At 60.0% G+C, this 18,219-nt stretch carries 14 protein-coding genes; 3 read left to right on the forward strand and 11 right to left on the reverse strand.

What is annotated here, in order from left to right:
- Positions 1-7 precede the first annotated feature (7 nt).
- From ACMGGW_RS08295 to ACMGGW_RS08315, 5 genes are read right to left on the reverse strand one after another with little or no spacing between them, the layout of a single operon-like run.
- Positions 8-757 carry a molecular chaperone gene (locus ACMGGW_RS08295; RefSeq protein ID WP_197832167.1) on the reverse strand — a complete coding sequence of 250 codons (750 nt, stop codon included), beginning with the start codon at positions 755-757 and terminating at the stop codon, positions 8-10.
- Entirely contained in the window at positions 757-2,097 is a 1,341-nt protein-coding gene (locus tag ACMGGW_RS08300; RefSeq protein WP_099817297.1) for a fimbrial protein, read from the reverse strand. Before ACMGGW_RS08300 ends, ACMGGW_RS08295 begins: the two co-directional genes overlap by 1 nt.
- Positions 2,098-2,124: 27 nt before the next feature.
- Positions 2,125-4,656: a fimbria/pilus outer membrane usher protein gene (locus ACMGGW_RS08305; RefSeq protein ID WP_025302480.1), complete on the reverse strand. Its 2,532-nt coding sequence runs from the start codon at positions 4,654-4,656 to the stop codon at positions 2,125-2,127.
- Between the two features lie 20 nt (positions 4,657-4,676).
- Positions 4,677-5,429 carry a molecular chaperone gene (locus ACMGGW_RS08310; RefSeq protein ID WP_420279314.1) on the reverse strand — a complete coding sequence of 251 codons (753 nt, stop codon included), beginning with the start codon at positions 5,427-5,429 and terminating at the stop codon, positions 4,677-4,679.
- Between the two features lie 59 nt (positions 5,430-5,488).
- On the reverse strand, positions 5,489-6,022 hold the full coding sequence (locus ACMGGW_RS08315) for a fimbrial protein (RefSeq protein ID WP_025302482.1): 534 nt from the start codon (positions 6,020-6,022) through the stop codon (positions 5,489-5,491).
- A gap of 375 nt (positions 6,023-6,397) precedes the next feature.
- Here ACMGGW_RS08315 and ACMGGW_RS08320 point away from each other — a divergent pair, with 375 nt between their 5' ends.
- Positions 6,398-7,078 (forward strand): helix-turn-helix domain-containing protein, encoded by a 681-nt coding sequence (locus ACMGGW_RS08320; RefSeq protein ID WP_236689678.1) that lies wholly within the window; start codon positions 6,398-6,400, stop codon positions 7,076-7,078.
- Positions 7,079-7,085: 7 nt separating this feature from the next.
- On the opposite strand, the gene ACMGGW_RS08325 is transcribed toward ACMGGW_RS08320, so the two are convergent.
- On the reverse strand, positions 7,086-7,580 hold the full coding sequence (locus tag ACMGGW_RS08325; RefSeq protein WP_049295414.1) for a winged helix-turn-helix transcriptional regulator: 495 nt from the start codon (positions 7,578-7,580) through the stop codon (positions 7,086-7,088).
- Between the two features lie 155 nt (positions 7,581-7,735).
- Between ACMGGW_RS08325 and ACMGGW_RS08330 the strand changes: the two genes are divergently transcribed.
- Positions 7,736-8,164 carry a tautomerase family protein gene (locus tag ACMGGW_RS08330; RefSeq protein WP_197826548.1) on the forward strand — a complete coding sequence of 143 codons (429 nt, stop codon included), beginning with the start codon at positions 7,736-7,738 and terminating at the stop codon, positions 8,162-8,164.
- A 54-nt stretch (positions 8,165-8,218) separates the two neighbouring features.
- Here ACMGGW_RS08330 and ACMGGW_RS08335 read toward each other — a convergent pair whose 3' ends face one another.
- The 4 genes from ACMGGW_RS08335 to ychF form a co-directional block, all read right to left on the reverse strand.
- The gene (locus tag ACMGGW_RS08335; protein WP_197832166.1) at positions 8,219-11,545 is read right to left on the reverse strand and encodes an efflux RND transporter permease subunit; all 3,327 of its coding nucleotides are present in this window, start codon (positions 11,543-11,545) and stop codon (positions 8,219-8,221) included.
- Between the two features lie 10 nt (positions 11,546-11,555).
- Positions 11,556-12,722, reverse strand: coding sequence for an efflux RND transporter periplasmic adaptor subunit (locus ACMGGW_RS08340; RefSeq protein ID WP_237651454.1), 1,167 nt, complete (start codon positions 12,720-12,722; stop codon positions 11,556-11,558).
- Positions 12,723-13,639: 917 nt separating this feature from the next.
- Entirely contained in the window at positions 13,640-14,224 is a 585-nt protein-coding gene (locus ACMGGW_RS08345; RefSeq protein WP_025302488.1) for a TetR/AcrR family transcriptional regulator, read from the reverse strand.
- A 299-nt stretch (positions 14,225-14,523) separates the two neighbouring features.
- The gene (ychF, locus tag ACMGGW_RS08350; protein ID WP_089191566.1) at positions 14,524-15,615 is read right to left on the reverse strand and encodes a redox-regulated ATPase YchF; all 1,092 of its coding nucleotides are present in this window, start codon (positions 15,613-15,615) and stop codon (positions 14,524-14,526) included.
- A gap of 334 nt (positions 15,616-15,949) precedes the next feature.
- Between ychF and ACMGGW_RS08355 the strand changes: the two genes are divergently transcribed.
- Positions 15,950-17,479, forward strand: coding sequence for a SulP family inorganic anion transporter (locus tag ACMGGW_RS08355; protein WP_025302490.1), 1,530 nt, complete (start codon positions 15,950-15,952; stop codon positions 17,477-17,479).
- 37 nt (positions 17,480-17,516) lie between these two features.
- On the opposite strand, the gene pth is transcribed toward ACMGGW_RS08355, so the two are convergent.
- A complete protein-coding gene (gene pth / locus ACMGGW_RS08360) occupies positions 17,517-18,107 on the reverse strand; it encodes an aminoacyl-tRNA hydrolase (protein ID WP_004941053.1) in 591 nt (196 codons plus the stop codon).
- Positions 18,108-18,219: the final 112 nt, after the last annotated feature.

An 18,219-nucleotide genomic window follows, 5' to 3' on the forward strand; every position in this document is an offset into this window, starting at 1 on the left:
TTTATCGTTATGGGTTTGCTGTGTATGACTTGACGATCTGTTGGCCTTGGTCGTTGATGAGGGTGGCCTGAACGGTGATCTGAGAGGGGAGCCCCGACGCCGCAACGCCGTCGAGGTGATAATCCCGCGTGCTGAATGGCGCGGTCATCATGTCGCTTTCTTGCCGCACCGGGGCATCGCGCCTGTCGGTTTGCACGGCGATGCGAGCGAAGGAGAGATAAAACGCCGACCGGTTGTGACAGCGCAGCAGATAGCCACGCGGTGATTTTTGCAGCGTGAACGAAACGGCCTCGGCCGCGTTGTCGGCGTTACCCTTCAGCGCTTTGGGGCGGTAGAAGATTTTCATCTGCGTGTTCATCGCCATCGTCACGCGCGACGCCTGCGGCGGCGTGATCGGCCGGCTGGGCGGGATCTCATACAGGTTAAGCCAGAACACCGACTCCCTGTCGGTGGGCAGGCTCGCGCCGGCAAACAGGATCCGCAGCCCTTTCAGCGCGGAAGGCGGCAGGGCGAATACGCTGGGCAGGGTGACAAACGGCGCACGGGACAGTTCGGGGGCGGCGTTGACGTCGCCGTTATCGACCCAGGTTTGCGCTACGATCGGATAGCCGTTGGTGTTGAGCAGCATCAGGGTTTTTTCCGTCTCGCCCTCGTGAAAGATCACCCGCGTGGCGGAGGCGATGATGCCCGCCTGCGCGCCCATGGTCGCCAGCGTCAGCAACAGGGCGCATCCCATCGTCAGATATTTCTTTCTCATCATTGCACCTTAACCCAGACGTAGGCCCTGGCGTCCACTTTGCCCGCGGTGACGGTCTGCCCGGGCAGCCGGGCGAGCGTGGCAGTGAGTTGGGTGGTGTAGTGGGTAAACCCCGCCGCGGTGCTGCCCCCGCCGCTGGCGCCGTTAAGCACTGGGTACCAGCCGGCGTCATTACCTTGCGGGCATTGCCCGGCGCTGCAGCGCGCCCAGCCGACGAAGTTCATCGGCGCGCCGTTGCCGGCGTTGGCGAGCGCGATACCCACGCCGGTGGCGACGCTGCTGTCGGTGCCGTAGCCGCTGGAGAGCAGGTAGCTCACGCCGCCGTTGGCGCTGACTAACCCGAGCCGCTGCGCCGCGACATAGCTTTCATACGGCACCTGCAGGCCGAGGGCGGTATTGTTGCTGCTGACGCCGGACACGGCGGCGTTGTCACATTCGATATTGAGAGTGAACTGCGCCTGTGAGGTTTGCCCGGCGGTCAGCTGGCTGACGGAGAGGGTCGGCAGGATCACCAGCGGCGTGACGTTGCGCGCCACGCAGGTGGCGGTATAGGTCAATGAGGAGATCGGTGCGGTGCCCATGCCCATCGCGTTCCAGCGCCCGGTGCCCCAGGTGGCGTAGTTGGTGGCGGAGTCGCTGCCGATAGGATCCGAGGCGATGCCGGGCCCCTGAAAGGTGACATAGCCGTTCGGCTGCGTGCAGGTATAGTTCGAATTGCCGGTGGTCGAGGCCATGCCCACTAGCGGGTTGCCGGCGCTGTAGCCACAGTAGTTGCTGGCGCCCGCACCCGGCAGCGAACTGATGCGGATCAAGTCGGCACGGATGGCGCTGAAGTCTTTCACCCGGATCTGAATTTTGCTGCCGACGGTGGCGTAGCGGGTAATCGGCGCCGACTGCCAGTAGCGGGTAAAAACCTTGCCGGAATCCAGGTGGGTCAGACGGATGCCGACGTAGGGGAAATAGGTGGCGTAGTAGTTGGGGTTGCCGTCCCTGGCGCCCAGATCGTAATAGCCGCCGACGCGATCGTCGCCGTTGGTGGCGAAGACTTCATAAATTTGCCCAACATCGCCGGCATCGCATTCATACAGCACCTTGTTTGGGTCGGGATAGCGGGTGCCGGAGGTCAGATCGAACACGCTGGTGCCCAGCGGCGTGCCGACGGGCTGCAGATAGGTGCTGGTCAGGTTGACCCGACCCAGCGCCGTGCCCACCCCGCAAGGATCGCAGCCAGAGTCGATCCAGGGGGCGACGCGCGTGCATTGCGCCAGCGCCGCGGGCGCGCCGAACAGCGACAGGGCGAACAGCGCCGGGGCGGCGACCAGATAAGAAATGCGTTTCATCGTCTCTCCTGAGATAAGTTAAACGGGTTAGCGGCACGGAGCGCTGAGCCGCTGAATCGGTCCGTCTTCCCCGGCGGGCAAGCGGTAATGCAGCATGCACTGTTGGCTGGGCGCGTCGCCCCAGTTCAGCGTCAGCACACCGGCATTCCGGTCGCTGCGCAGATACACCTGATTGGCCTGGCCGACCATGCCCACGCTGTTGCCTGCCGCGTCAAGGACGTTGGCGCCCATCGGGATCGGTGCGTTATCGGGCCGCTGCGCGGTGATCAGCAGCGCCTGGCCGCGCACGGTGTTGAAGCGCAGGCGCACCGTGGCGCCGGCGTACGGGGCCACGCGGCGCTGGCCGTCTTCCAGTTCCGCTTTGTCGTTCATGCCCTCGGGGTTCAGCGCGACGGTGTTGTAGTGATAGGGCACTAGCGACGGCGCCAGGGCGTAGCCGAAGCGATCGACACGCGCCCCTTGGCCGTCCATCACCCGTGCGCCGCTGGCGCCGGGCGCCTCGATCAGGGCGAAGGTATCGCCGACATACGGCCCTAATGTCACGCCGCCGCGGTGCGCTACCACGGCGCCCTGCAGCGACAGTGAGCCTTGTCGGTACTGGCGCGCGGTGGAGAACGAGCCGGTGACGTTGGCGTAAGGCAGGCGGGTTTGCAGGTTGCCGCCCCAGATGCTTTGTTGACGATCGTCGTCGGTGGTGAAGTTCAGGCCGTAGCTGACCGGCTGCTCGTCGCCGACGCTGCCCGACAGAGCAGCCTGATAGTTGCCGCCCTGACCCTGGCTGTGGTTGGCCAACAGCGAGACGCTGGGGGCGGATGATGAACGTCCGAGCGGGAAGCTCAGCGACAGGGCGGTGACGGTCTGCGTGTTCTGCGCCAGCGGCGCACTGTAGACGTTGTCCAGCGGCCCGTAGCCGCGGTAGTCGCCGTTGCTGTCGCCCAGGCTGCGGGTGCGCGTGACGGAGAGGTTAAGCGCCACGCCGTTGCCGAAGGTTTTTCCCCAGCCCAGTTGGAGCTGATTATCGCGGCCGCGCTGATCGCGGTAGTCCTGGGTCGAGCCGGACATCGTCAGGCTGCCGAATGCCCCCATCCCCTGATTGACGGCGACCTCGAAACGCGAACGTTGGCGGTAGGAGTCGGACTGCCAGTTTTGGCCGGTAGTGGCGGCGCGACGTACGCCGAGCACGTCGCTGAGATCGCGAAAGCCTTCGGTAGAGTAGCGGTAGCCGGCGATGGATAAGGTGGTGTCCGTCGGGCTGAAGGTTCGGCTGTATGAGAGGTGCAGCATCCAGCCGGAGGCGCCGCCGTCCGGCAGGCTGGCGTGGGAATAGGTGGTATCCATGCCGAAGGCGCCCAGCCAGCTGCTGTACACGCCGCCCAGCATCATCGCTTGGTAGCCGTCCGCCAGCTGGTTGCCGAAGTTGAAGGTCAGGGCGTTGGTCAGGCCGTGCTGCCAGGTCACTTCGCTGAACAGATCGTTGTCGCCGACGTAGCGGGAACGGCCGACGATCGCGGAGTAGCGAGACTGGCCGGGGCGGATGGATTCCGGCACCGCGGCGAACGGCACGGTGAAGGTGCTGACGCTGCCGTCGGCTTCGGTCACCACCACGGTGAGATCGCCGGCGTAGTTGGTGGCGTACAGATCGTTGATGGCGAACGGCCCCGGCGCGACGGTGGTTTCATACAGCGTGCTTTTGCCCTGCAGCACCGTCACTCGCGCATTACTTTTTGCCACGCCGCGCACCACCGGCGCATAGCCGCGCTGTGAATCCGGCAGCATGCGGTCGTCCGAACTGAGCTGAATGCCGCGAAAGCCCAGGCCGGAGAAGAAGTGCCCGTCGGTAAAGCCTTCGCCCAACAGCATTTCGCTGCGCCAGGGCAAGATCGCGCGCTGCACGTAGCGGCGGCTGGTGTCCAGGTGGCCGCCGAACTCCCGATCGTAGCGGTAGCTGGACTGCTGGCGGTAGCGCCATAGCCCGAGGTTGAACCCGCCGTTCAGGTTGGCGTAGGTCGAGTCGAGATCGCGGGTTTGCCCCTGTCGGTAGCTGACGTGGTACTGGTTGAGGTTGTAATTGACGAAGGCCATCGATTCGCCGCTGTCCAGGCTGGCGGGATTGACGCTGCCGCGCGGCTGGCCGTTCAACAGCGCCTGCGGAATGCTCAGATCCAGCCGCAGCCGCGAGATATCGGCGTTCACCGTAATGTCCTTCAAATCCCGGCCGGGTAGCAGGCATGCTGTTTGGGGCATCGGCGGATTTTTCAGCCCGAAGCGCGTCAGCTGCGGCCGATCGAAACAGGGTAGTACCTGCTTGCCTTCACGCACGAAGCGAATTTGATCGCGCTCGAGAAACTGGCCGTTGAGGTACAGATCGATCTGATAGCTGCCGGGGGCGACGGCGTCCTGTTGGTTGAATTGACTCAGGGCGCTGTTGCTCAGCACGCTGCCGCGTAGCAGCGCGGGATCGAAGGTGTAGCCATCGGCGGCGGCGCAGCCCAGCGGCAGCGCCAGCAGCGCGCAATACCAGCGTGCGGGCAGCGGCGTCGCCTTGCGAGCATCGAACATGAAAACCTCCCTGTCTGGTTTCAGCGCGCGACGTTCAGGGTGCGTGTGATTTCCACCCCATAGTCATTGATGACGCGCAGTGCGACCTGCCGCACCTCCCCGTTCACCGGCCAGCTGGCCTGCGAAAACGGCGGGATCAGATCCGCCTGCGGGATCACGGTGCGTTTCGCGCCGCTGAGGATCGCGGCCTGGCTGACGTTGGCGTAGTAGCCGGTCGGGTTGTCGACGTGCAGCGCGTTGCCGGCCTGGCGCAGGCTGAGCCGATCGATAACGTGGTTGGCGTCACCGGCCAGCCCGGCGGGGCGATAGAACACCTTCAGCCGATTGGTGACCACCAGCAGCAGTTTGTTCTTGTCGCTGTCCGTCTGGCGCACCGCGGGCACCTGCAGGAAGTTGAGGTAGAACAGCGATTCGCGATCGCGCGGCAGCGGCTGGCCGACGAACGACAGCCGCACCATCTGCCCGCTGTGCGGATTCATGCGGAAGATTTGCGGCGAGGCGACAAAGGGCGCATCGGCGTTTTCCGGCGTGGATTTGGGGTTATTGATGTCGAGCCAGATTTGCATCAGCGCCGGGGTGCCGTCGTCGTTGGTGAACTGCAGCGTTTTTTCCCGTGCCTCGGCGGGGTAGATCACGCGGTTGCCGAGCAGCGTCACGCTGGCCGACGCGTGGGTAGCGGCAAAATTTATCAGGCAAAGCGACAGGGCGGCCCATCGGCGGGCGGAGCGGGTTATCTGCGGCATAAACGTGAACCGATAAAGGGAGCGAGTCATTCAGCGCCGCCCGGCTAAGGGCGGCGCTGGCATCAACAGGTATGGCGCCTGACGCCGGCTTATTTATAGCTAATGGCGAACTGTGCGGTGGCGATCACCGAACCGGCCGCCACACCGGTGTCTTCCGCGTAGTAGCGGGCCACCAGGTTCTGCGAGGTGGAGGTGGCGTCTTTCGCCAGCGTCATCGCAGAGGTAGTGACGGTCGAACCGCTGGCGAACGACAGCGGCGTGGTGGCGTCGCTGTCCAGCAGTTGAATGGACACTTTGGCCGCATCGCCCGCGTTGCCCAGGTTGCCGTTAACTGTCGGGTTGTTGCCCGCCAGCACGGTTTTGATCGCCGTATCGCTGGTTGCCGCCGCACAGCCCGTGACGTTAACGGTAAAGGTGGTGTCGCCGGCGGTGGCGCCTTTGGTGGCGAGCTGGCTGGCGGCGATGGTCGGCAGCAGAACAACCGGGTTGGATTGATTGCCGTTAATATTCACCGAACAGGTTTGCGTGCTGACTTCGCCTTTAAATTGCACCGTATTGGACGAAGCGGCCGCACAGGCGCCGGAGAGAGCCAGCATGGATAATGCGACTAATTTAACATTCATGTGAAATGCCCTTTAATTTACTTTGGAGAAAAGCTTTCCTGGCAGTAATAAATTACTGTCGTGCGGTTGTTGGTTAATCATGTTGCGCAATTGTTTTTTAAACGCGTCGGCAAACATGGATTTTCATCCTAGCAAACTAAGAATTTTCCCTATAGATGTTTTGAATAAGACAATAAGGCGAAGGTGTTGATTGTTACATTTTCTTTCATTTATGCTTATGTCCTGAGAAATAGAAAATAGATCTATATCATTACGTTGCGTTTTAATTGGGTTGTCAGTTTTTGTGGATGAAATAATTTGAAACATTCATGCCTTTTTTGCGTATTAATCAACGCGCTGGCTGTTGCGTGATTATTTGAAAAACATGTTATCAAGATGTTTTATATCGGTGTGCTTTGCAGACAAATTACCCCAAAAAAGAGCAGCGACAAGCCGCCTGAGGTGTGGAAGCATGCGTCCATGCTGATAAGGAGAATTAAAGTGAGAGTGATTTATATCGACGGTTCGCCGCTGTGCCGGTTGGGCATGAAAACATTATTAGGCGGTGGGGTGATAACCTTATCTTCGCCCAATATTAACATCGTTAAAAATATAAGCCCGGTGCCTGATTTAATTATCATGGATTTTCCCCATGAAATTTATCGATTCGAAGCCTATTTGACGTTTATTCACCTTTGCCGCGCTGAATATAAAAATGTCCGGATATTGTTCTTCGTCGATAAGACTTCGCCGCTGATCCTGGCATTTATCGCGGCGGCGCAGCCGGATGCGATTTTGCACAAACGGGAAGCGCTACAGGTGGTGCGAGAGACCTGCGCAACGCTGGCCCGCCAGGAGACGAGCGAACGGCACGTGGTGAACCGGCAGCGGGCGGCGGCGATCACGCCTGGCGAAGCGGCGGTGCTGTGTGAAACCGCCCGCACCGAAGATATCCGCCTGACCGCTCGGCGGCTTAACCTGCACCCGAAAACCGTTTATTCGCACCTCAATAACGCCGGCAAAAAGTTCGGCATCCGCAATCGGGTTGAACTACTGAAGATGATAGCGCTGTTGTAGCGCACCGTTAGCGGGTTTTGCCGACGGCCAGCCGCCATTGCGTCATTTCGTCGGCGCCCGGCCCGGCCGCCAGCGCCAGGTTTTGCGCCGGCAGCGATTCGCCGGTCACGGCATCCACCGCGCGCAGGGTGGCAGGCTGGCCGGTTACGCGGTCAACCACGCGCAGCGGCGGCCCGGCCAGCTCGGACAGATTCCATTTGTCGCCAATCTGAATCATCGCCATCACCAGCAGCCCGAGATCTTTTCCCTTCTCCGTCGGCAGATACTCATAACGAGCGGGGCGCGTTTGGTATTGCCGCTTTTCGATAAGGCCGTGGCTTTCCAGGGCCTTGAGCCGATCGGCCAGCGTATTGTTGGTGATGCCGGTCGAGTGGCGCAGATCGTCATAGCGCGAGAGCCCCAGCAGCAGATCGCGCATGAGAATAGCGCCCCAGCGATCGCCCAATGCCGACAGCACGTGCGCCACCGAGCACGTCATGCCTTCAAACCCTTTTGCTTTCACGTTGCTTAACCTCCGCTTGCCGCCTGATTGCCGAGAATGCTATCGCCACGGCTTGATAACTTCAATAATTGGAGTTATTACTCTTATTATTGGAGTTTATCATTAACAGCGGCTGATGGCCTGAGCGCCGGCCGGAAACCCTAGGAGACAACGCGATGCCACTGTGGCAGATTTACCACCCGGAGCCGGCCTTCAGCGCCGCCGATAAACGCGCGATTGCGCAGAAGGTCACCGCCCTGTACCAGGACTTTTTGCCGCGCTTTTACGTCAACGTCTTCTTCCATGCGCTGCCGTCTGGTTCGGCCTATCTCGGCGGCGAACCGGCCGATGATTTCGTGCGGGTGACCATCGATCATATCGCGCGCGCCATGGACAACGACGCAGAGCAGCAGCAATTCCTGGCGGCCTGCTCCCGCATCCTGCAACCCTACATCGCCGCCCGCGGGTTGCGCTGGGAACTGCACGTGGACGAAACGCCGTTCTCGCTGTGGACGATTGACGGATTAAAACCGCCGGCGCCGGGGACGGCGGCAGGCGAGAAGTGGCGCAGCGAGAATCGGCCTTCGGCGTGGGAGGGAAGTTGATGGGGGAGCGGCGGCGGCAAAACGCTTTTCGCCACCGCGAACCGTTATCAGCGCTTAGCCTTTTCGCTTAAAGACCTTCTGCCGTAACCAGTGTTTGATCTGGCCCCAATACTCTTTGCCCAGCAGGGCGATGGCAATGACAAACAAGGTTTCACCGACCACAACAAGCGTAGAGATAACGACAATCTTGTAGGGGATGTCGAGGAACGGAATGACAGGGAAGGCAAGCCAATACAGCAGAACCACGAAAAGCATGGAAAACCCGGCTTTTTTCCTACCACTCAGATTCTTGCTGCGTGCCAGCAGGCTAGGCAACTTGCGCAGCCAGTTTTCAAGATCGTCAATCAGGGTATAAACGACAGGGATAACCAGCAGGCTCAGCACGGTGGATGTAATCAATCCTCCGATGACGGCCACCGCCATCGGGCTGCGGAAGCTGGGGTCGGCACTGCCGAAACCCAGAGCCACAGGCAACATACCTGCCCCCATCGCTAACGTGGTCATGATGACGGGGCGGGAACGTTTGTGGCAGGCATCAATCAGCGCTTCCGTTCGGCTCATGGGTTTATTGAGCACTTCGCCATTCGGACCGTAATGGCCGCGACGTGACTCGATCGCATAATCGACCAGCAGTATCGAGTTTTTGGTCGCAATCCCCATCAACATGATTAACCCGATCAGGGATGACATCGTGAACGACTGGCCCGCCAGCAGTAACCCGACGAATGCACCGCCCAATGACAGCGGGAGCGCAGCCAGGATGGTGATCGGTTGGAAGAAGTCTTTGAACAGCAGAACCAGCACGATATAGATGGCCAGGATCCCGGCGACCATAGCCGTGCCGAAACCGGCAAACAGTTCCTTCATCATTTCGTCATCACCCTGCACAACCTGGTGTACGCCGACCGGCAGATTCTGGATTGACGGCAGCTTCGCCACCTGAGCGGCCAGATCCCCGAGTTGGGTGCCCGACAGTTCTACGTCAAGGGTCACGCTGCGCGTGCGATTGATGCGACTGATCTGCGCCGGTCCACTGCCTTGCTCAATGTTGACGATCTGATTGAGCAGCACCGGGCCTCTGGCACCGGGTACGGTCAAACGTTCAAGTAATCCCATATCCTCACGGATGTCTTTTGACAGCTTGACGACGATCGGGATCTGGCGCTGCTCCACGTTGAATTTTGACAGGAACTGATCGTAGTCGCCTACGGTCGCAATACGCAAAGTATCGGCAATCGCGACGCCCGATACCCCAAGATCGGCCGCTTTGGCGAAATTGGGTTGCAGGAGGATTTCGCTGCGCGCCAGCCCGGCACTGGAGGTAATGTTACCGAGGCCGGGGAGCTGCCGCAGATCGCTTAATACGGCATCGGCCGCCTTAGCCAGCAGCTGGGGATCATCGCCGGCCAACACCAACTGGTATTTTTCACCTGAGCCGCCAAACCCCACTTTGCTGCGCACCCCCGGAAGTGCTGCCATTGCCGTGCGTATCTCGCCTTCGATGACCTGCTTCTTCGGGCGCGCTTGACGCGCATCCAACAACACCGTCAGCGTTGCCATGCGAACATCGGTTTTCCCATCGGAAGCCATGACATCGCCGCCCGTTGCACCGCCACCGATGGTGGTATAGATGTTACGGATATGCGGGATGGGCGCCAGGCGATGCCGAGCGAGTTCTGCCATGGCCTGGGTTTGTTCCAGCGTGCTCCCTGGCGGCAGCTCCAACGTCACCTGCGTCTGGGAGTTGTCATCTGCAGGGAAGAAGCCCTGGGGCAGCAGAGGGATAAGCATCAGAGAGCCAATAAAGAACCCGCCGGCCAGCGCCAGGGTGAGCCCGCGGTGCCGCAGCGTCCACCGGCAGGCGCGCAGGTAGAGCGCCATCCAGAAAGGATCGCGCTGAGGGCGCGTATGCGGCTTCATCAGGTAGGCGGCCATCATTGGCGTCAGCAAGCGCGCCACAACCAGCGAGGCAAACACCGCCAGCGCCGCCGTCCATCCAAACTGCGTGAAGAATCTTCCGGCAACGCCGGACATGAAGGCCGTCGGCAGGAAAACGGCGATCAAGGCAAATGTCGTGGCGACGACGGCCAGGCCGATTTCCGAGGCGGCATCCATCGCGGCCTGGAACGGCGGTTTACCCATGCCGATGTGGCGCTCAATGTTCTCCACTTCGACGATGGCATCATCCACCAATAGGCCAATCACCAGCGACAGCGCCAGCAGCGTGACGATACTGAGCGAAAAGCCCATCATGTCCATACCGATGAAGGCCGGTAAAATCGACAGGGGCAACGCCGCCGCCGAGATCAGCGTCGCCCGGATATCGCGCAGAAACATGAAGACCACCAGGATGGCGAGAATGGCGCCTTCATAGATCATGTGCATGGAGGCGTCGAACTCCTCCTGCACAGGCCGGACAAAGTCGAAGACCTGCGTGATGTGCAAATCAGGCCGCTCCGTGCGCAACTGCGCCAGAACTTTCTCCACCTTGTCGCCGACCTCGACTTCACCGGCGCCTTTGGCGCGCGTGATCTCAAAGCCCACCACCTTCTTGCCGTTGAGGAGCGCAAGTGAACTGCGTTCCGCAATGGTGTCTTTCAGCGTCGCCACGTCGTCCAGGCGAAAACGTCGTCCGCCGGGCATCGACAGTTCCACCGCGGCTAGTTCATCCACGTTCTTGACGCGGGCGACCAAACGCAGCGGTTGTTTTCCCCGCCCCAGATCGACTCGCCCGCCCGTCGCGTCCATCTGTACATCGCGTAACTGGCGGGAAACCTCGGCAGCGGTGGCGCCAATCGCCTCCAGTTTGACCGGATCGAGTTCGACTTGGATCTCGCGGTTCACGCCGCCCACACGGGTGACCGACCCTACGCCGGCGACGCCTCTCAGACGCCGCGACAGGGTATTGTCCACGAACCAGGACAGCTCATTCTCATCCATCTTGCTGGCGCTGATGGAAAAGGCCAGGATAGGTTTGCCCGTGATGTTGAGCTTGCGAACGATAGGATCACGTAAATCCGTCGGCAACTCGGTGCGAATGCTTTGCACGGCTGACCGGACTTCATCCACCGCTTCCTGAACGGGTTTTTCCAGACGAAACTCCGCTGAGATATCGACCAGCCCGTCCTGGATCGTGGTACGCAAGTTCTTCAATCCCTGCACCGAAGAGACGGTGTCCTCCAGCTTGCGCGCCACCTCCGTTTCGAGCTGGGGCGGCGCAGCGCCCGGAAGAGAAGCGGACACGGTCACCGTAGGCACATCCATGTCCGGGAAGCTCTGGATCTTCATCAATTTGAAAGAATAAAAGCCGGCAACGCTCAAGATGACAAAGAGCAAGATAGACGGAATGGGGTTGCGAATGGACCAGGTAGAGATATTCATGATGGGCCTCTTAGCGCGCTTCCGATGAGTGGGAAGCATCGGTGGTGTTGGCCAATTGGACTTTATCGCCCTCATTGAGGAATACGCCGCCGCTGGCGACGATGCGTTCCGCGCCTTGAAGACCGGACAGGATCTCCTGCTGGTCATTCACCAGACGGCCTACCGCGACTTTAAGCGGATGTGCACGCATCTCGTCATCTACGGTGAACACCAGGTGAAAACCGTCGCGCGCCACGACGGCGGATTGCGGCACGGTCAGCCCTTGCCGATCGCCGACCGTAATCAGACCGCTGGCATACGTGCCGGGCCGAATGGGAGAGGCGTTCTTCGCTGTCGATGGGAGGATGTCCACATAGGCAATCCCACGGCGCGAGGTTGAATTGACGGTGGGGGCGGCCAGGCGTACGACGCCTTCCCAGGTGTTACCGCCAGGTGAAGCGATCTGCGCTTTTTGCCCCGGTTGGATTTGTTCCAGCTGCTGCGCCGACAATTCCGCTCGCCATTCAAATTTTCCCTGGCGGATCAGGCGGAACATTTCAGTGCTTTGCATAGGAACTGAACCGATCGTGGCCGATCGCGCGGAGATGATGCCGTCGTCGGGGGCGCGCAATATCGTCTGGTCCAGTCGCAACTGCTGGGCCGCCATGCGTGCTTTCGCCGACTCCAGACGCGCCTGCGCCGTCTTTTCCTGGGTTAACAGTTTTTGGATATCCTGTTCACTCAGGCTGCCGACACCGCGCAGCAATCGCGCGCGTTTTCCATCCGCTTGCGCATTCAACGCGACTGCTTTCGCTTCGTTGAGATCGGCTTTCGCCAGCAGCCAGTCATTCATCACGGAGTCGCGTGTAAATTCCGCCAGCGGTTGGCCCTGGCGCACCACATCCCCTTCCTGCACCAACAGTTTTTGCACGCGCAGCCCATTGGCTTCCGGGCTGATGATCGCCTCTTGCCAGGCCGCAACAGAGCCATTGGCCGTGACGGTGCGGGAAAGGGACTGTCTTGCCGGCGTTGTCAGGGTCACTGTCAGCGTCGGTTTATCTGCCGGTGGGGCAACCTTGTCCGCCGGCGTATCGCAGGCCGATAAGGCGGCGGCAATCGGCATCGCCAGCACGGCTGCATGCAGGGTCCGCAAAGACCAAAAGCGGGGACGCGTGTTTTTAGCTATCAGTTGTGTCATCGGGAGAACCCATAAGGTGAATGATTTGTCGAACCTGTCGCCAGCGGCGCGGCGATGTATTGCTCTGTATTGAATTTCAAACGAATACGGCGCTGTCCTGCAGCGGTTCAGCCTGGCGTTGAAGCATTGCTCGCTCTGACGAAGTGAACAGACGCCGTATCCACTTCCGCACTGTCGATCGCACGCGGCTATGATGCTCATGCGGTTCAGCCTGCCAACCCGCCACACTTTCACCGGGATCGGTATCCACGCGCGATAGATCCAACGTCCAGGGAACCGAATGCTTGGTTGTGTGGCGGTTGATCCCGCTTCCATCGGCAGCGGTCTTGCCACGACCGGCGACTTCCTTCTGAGCAGATTGAGACGCCCGGCGAGGGGGCGTTTGTATCGCCCATTCGAAGGATTCAGGCAATGGCGCGCTTTGGGTAGAGAACGCGTGTTGTCGCCGGCAGGTACGCGAGGCGTAATAGAGGGCCGCAGCCTCTGTCGCAACCAGTTTGCGGGCGTCATTCCATAACGCTTGAACGCACTCCAAATTTGCGCGCGCAACTGGCGTTTTTGCTGCGCGCTCATTCTCTACGTGACTGGGCTTGCCGGCCGGAGCGCGCAAGCGCCGGGCGCCGGATTCATTTCGGGCGGGGGGCCATGCATTCCACACAGACACGTGCGCTGAGCCAGGCAGGGAGGCCCGCCATGTTGTTGGAACATGCTGGGTTCCTGACAAACGGTCTGATGCAGGTGCGGTTGCGCAAGCGCAGAGGATCAAAGACACGCTGAGAAACAGAGAAACGAATATGAGTCGGCGGAGCCTTGGATAGGCCCGTGTTCGCAGCATTTTTAGTTTTGAAACGGGTGGCATGATTGTCGTGTCTTTTTAATGCGTGAGTACGTACTCATTATATAATTAAAAAAAGAAGCTAGATGGCTGTATGAACGTCAGGAAGCTCAATGGCTCGCATCATGGCTTCATAACCTGCGCGTTTGTAAATATCCAGCAGGTGAGGTTTTTGAACGGCCATATCGATAACGCCATTGGCCATTACCGTGCAGATCATGCCCTGAAACTCGCTCGACTGCGGTAAATCCAGCCCCTGGACCAACGGAATACCCAGTTGGGAAATATCACCGAACCGTACGCTTCTTTCCCTCTGCGCGCTGGATAACTTGCCGGAGACCATCAATTTGTTTCCTGTCGCATACGCGGCGGGATTGGCGAGCGCCCAGTCAATGTAGGCATCCCAGGCGGCCTGCATGTGATCTTTACCCGGCAAAACGCCCTGTAAGCTTTGCGTCAGCAGGCACTCCATTTCATCAAGCAGGTAGTCGCAGACTGCGCTCAGCAGTACGTCCTTATTTTCAAAGTAGCGGAACAGCGTACCCTCCGAGACGCCAGCCTTCCTGGCGATGGCCGATGTGGGCGCCGCTAATCCTTGTTCGGCAAAAATGTCGGTGGCGGCCTGCAAGAGCGCCTGCTGCTTTTCTTCACTGCGGGGACGGGCCACTTTGAGGTTCCTTTAATAAGTGAGTAAACACTCATTATAAGACTGCAACGGAAGATGACAAGCTTTTTCCTGTAGGACAAAGTATCAACACGAGAGCCATTTTTCGTGCAGCGATGCGGATAATGCCGTCATGAAGGGCGCAATAAAACGTACGGCGAAGATCGTTCAGTGGGAAAGAACCGGGAGGGTGAGACAGCGTCCTGGTTGCCAAAACGCAGGCCCTGGAGACAAAAAAAATCCACGCCGAAGCGTGGATTTTTCCGTTTCCGGCAGCGCAGAAAAGCGCTGCGGAGAGAGGCTTAGACGTTAAACAAGAAGTTCATTACGTCGCCGTCTTTGACGATGTAGTCTTTACCTTCGGAGCGCATTTTGCCGGCTTCTTTGGCGCCTTGCTCACCCTTGTAGGTGATGAAATCGTCATAGGAGATGGTTTGGGCGCGGATAAAGCCTTTCTCGAAGTCGGTGTGGATCTTGCCGGCCGCCTGCGGGGCGGTGGCGCCCACCGGGATGGTCCAGGCGCGCACTTCTTTCACGCCGGCGGTGAAGTAGGTTTGCAGGTTCAGCAGTTCATAACCGGCGCGGATCACGCGGTTCAGGCCCGGCTCTTCCAGGCCCAGTTCTGCCATGAACTCGTCGCGATCTTCGTCTTCCAGCTCGGCGATGTCGGATTCCACGGCGGCGCACACGGCAACCACCACGGAGCCTTCGGCGTCGGCGATTTTACGCACGGTGTCCAGGTACGGGTTGTTCTCGAAGCCGTCTTCGTTGACGTTGGCGATGTACATGGTCGGCTTCAGCGTCAGGAAGCTCAGGTATTTGATCGCCGCCTTGTCTTCATCGGTCAGATCCAGTGCGCGCAGCATGCCGGCGTTTTCCAGGTGCGGCAGACATTTCTCCAGCGCCGCCAGCTCGGCTTTGGCGTCTTTGTCGCCGCCTTTGGCTTTCTTCTGCACGCGGTGGATGGCGCGCTCGCAGGTGTCCAGGTCAGACAGCGCCAGCTCGGTGTTGATCACGTCGATGTCTTCGGCCGGATCGACCTTGTTGTTGACGTGGATGATGTTGTCGTTCTCGAAGCAGCGCACCACGTGGCCGATGGCTTCGGTTTCGCGGATGTTGGTCAGGAACTGGTTGCCCAGGCCTTCACCTTTGGACGCGCCTTTCACCAGGCCGGCGATGTCGACGAATTCCATGGTGGTCGGCAGAATGCGCTGCGGCTTGACGATCTCGGCCAGCTTATCCAGACGCGGATCGGGCATCGGCACCACACCGGTGTTCGGTTCAATGGTGCAGAACGGGAAGTTGGCTGCTTCAATGCCCGCTTTGGTCAACGCGTTGAACAGGGTGGATTTGCCTACGTTAGGCAGGCCGACGATACCGCATTTGAATCCCATGTTGTAATCACCTTAAATATCTTAACTATCAGTCGGTTATATTTAACCAACTGCATAAAGGGCAAAATAATGCCGCCATTATACACGTAATGGGCGTTTATCTCGATCAGACTTGCTTGGCTGGGGCGAGTGCAGCGCGGGCGACCGGTTTTTGATTGAGATTTGGATCACATTTACCCATACTGGCCGTTCCGATTAACCGACAGGAAACGCGCCGGATGTATTTCTTGCCTACGCCACCCTGAGCTGTGCCCGCCAGCAGTCTGCCGCCCCTTGCGGTACCCCATACCCGCTACGCGGGGAGATGATGTCATCTGTCATAAGTGAATAATGCATGTTTAACCTGAGTAACGTCAGGATCGCGGACGTTAAAAATGAAGTCCTGGCGGGCTTTGTGGTGGCGGTTTCGATGATCCCCGAGGCGGTCGGCTTTTCGCTGGTCGCCGGTCTTTCGCCGATCGTCGGTTTGCATACCGCGTTTATTATCGGCCTGGTCACGGCGCTGTTCGGCGGCAAGCCGGGCATGGTTTCCGGCGCCGCAGGTTCCATTGTGGTGGTGCTGATGAGCCTGGCGGCGCAGTACGGCATGGGTTACGTACTGTGGGCCACGCTGTTTGCCGGGGGGATTCAAATCCTGATCGGCGCCTTTCGGCTGGGCAAGTTCATTCGTCTGGTGCCGCTGCCGGCGATCCACGGCTTCGTCAACGGTCTGGCGATCGTCATCATGCTGGCGCAGTTGAAGATGATCGCCGGGCAGGGCCCGCTGATGTACGGCCTGGTGGCGCTGGCGATTGCGGTGGTGGTGCTGTTCCCGCGCCTGACCAAAGCCATTCCGTCTTCGCTGGCGGCGCTGCTGGTGGTCTCGGCGTTGGCGATCGGCCTCAATCTGCATACGCTGCGGGTGGGCGATCTGGCGGACATTTCCGGCGCGCTGCCGCACTTCAGCCTGCCGACGGCGCCGTTTACCCTGGAGATGGTGCGGGTGGTGCTACCCTATGCAGTAGTGATTGCCCTGGTCGGTTTGATTGAATCGCTGCTGACCATGACGGTGCTGGATGAAATGGGCGGCAAGAAGGGGAACGGCAACCGCGAGAGTATCGCGCAGGGCGCCGGTAACGCGGTGTGCGGCCTGTTCGGCTGCTTCGCCGGTTGTGCGATGATCGGCCAGTCGATCATCAACTTCACCTCGGGCGGGCGCGGGCGCATCTCCGGCACGGTGGGCGCTATCCTGCTGATTTTATTTGTGGTTAGCCTGTCGCGCTATATCGGCCTGCTGCCAGTGGCGGCGCTGGCCGGGGTGATGCTGGTGGTGTGTTACAACACTTTCGAGTGGAGTTCGCTGCGCCGTTTGCGTCGTATGCCGAAGGCGGACGCGCTGGTGATGATCGCCGTCACGTTGATCACCATCTTTACCGATCTGGCGGTGGCGGTGATCAGCGGGGTGATTATCTCGGCGCTGGTGTTCGCCTGGCAGCAGGCACGCATCCGCGTGCGCCAGCGGCAGGTGACGGGCGACGTGGCGGTGTATCGGCTCGATGGTCCGCTGTTCTTCGGCTCGGCCGCGGCTTTTGCCGAGCTGTTCGAGCCGCAAGGCGATCCGCAGAACGTGGTGCTGGACTTTGCCGGCACCCGGGTGATGGATTCCAGCGGCGTAGAAGCGATCGATAAGCTGACGGCGCGTTATCTGGCGGCGGGGAAAAGCATTCGTCTGCGCCACCTGAGCGGTGACTGCGTGCGCCTGCTCAAGCGCGCCGGGCCGTTCTGCAGCCATGAACTGGACGATCCGCAGTATTACGTGGCGGAGGAGGGGTTCGCCGCCGATGACCGCCGCGTGGGCGAGGAGACCTTCAACCCGCGCGGCTAAAAGCCGGCAGCGGGCAGGGCGCCCGCTGCGGTAAGGTTCAGGCCTGCGCCTTGAAGCTGTGCAGGCGCTGAACGGTTTTTTCCAGCCCGTCCTTCATCAGCATCTCGGTGCAGCGCAGCGACTCGTCGATCGCTTCGTCAATCATCTTCTGCTCGCTGGCCGGCGGCTTGCCGAGCACGAAGCCCACCACCTTGTTCTTGTCGCCCGGATGGCCGATGCCGATGCGTAGGCGGTAGAAGTTCGGGTTATTGCCGAACTTGTTTTGGATGTCTTTCAGGCCGTTGTGGCCGCCGTTGCCGCCGCCGAGCTTGATTTTTGCCACGCCGGGCGGCAGATCCAGCTCGTCGTGCGCCACCAGGATCTCGTTGGGTTCGATGCGGTAGAAATTGGCCATCGCCAGCACCGCTTTGCCGCTCAGGTTCATGAAGGTGGTCGGCACCAGCAGGCGCACGTCGTTGCCCGCCAGATTCAAACGGGCGGTGTAGCCGAAGAACTTGCTCTCTTCTTTCAACTGCTGATTGTGGCGCTGTGCCAGCAGATCGACGTACCAGGCGCCGGCGTTGTGGCGTGTCTGGGCGTATTCCGCGCCCGGGTTGGCCAGGCCGACTATCAATTTAATACTGCTCACTGGGAGATTCACTATGATCAGGGTAATGGAAAGGGCCTTAGTCTACCTGTCGGGGCGGTGAATGACAAAATCCGATCTCTGCCTTCGGCGTTGGTAAGAAAGACGAATGATT

Origin of the sequence: Serratia sp. BNK-4 (assembly GCF_048685115.1) — a bacterium.
Lineage (GTDB): Bacteria > Pseudomonadota > Gammaproteobacteria > Enterobacterales > Enterobacteriaceae > Serratia > Serratia bockelmannii.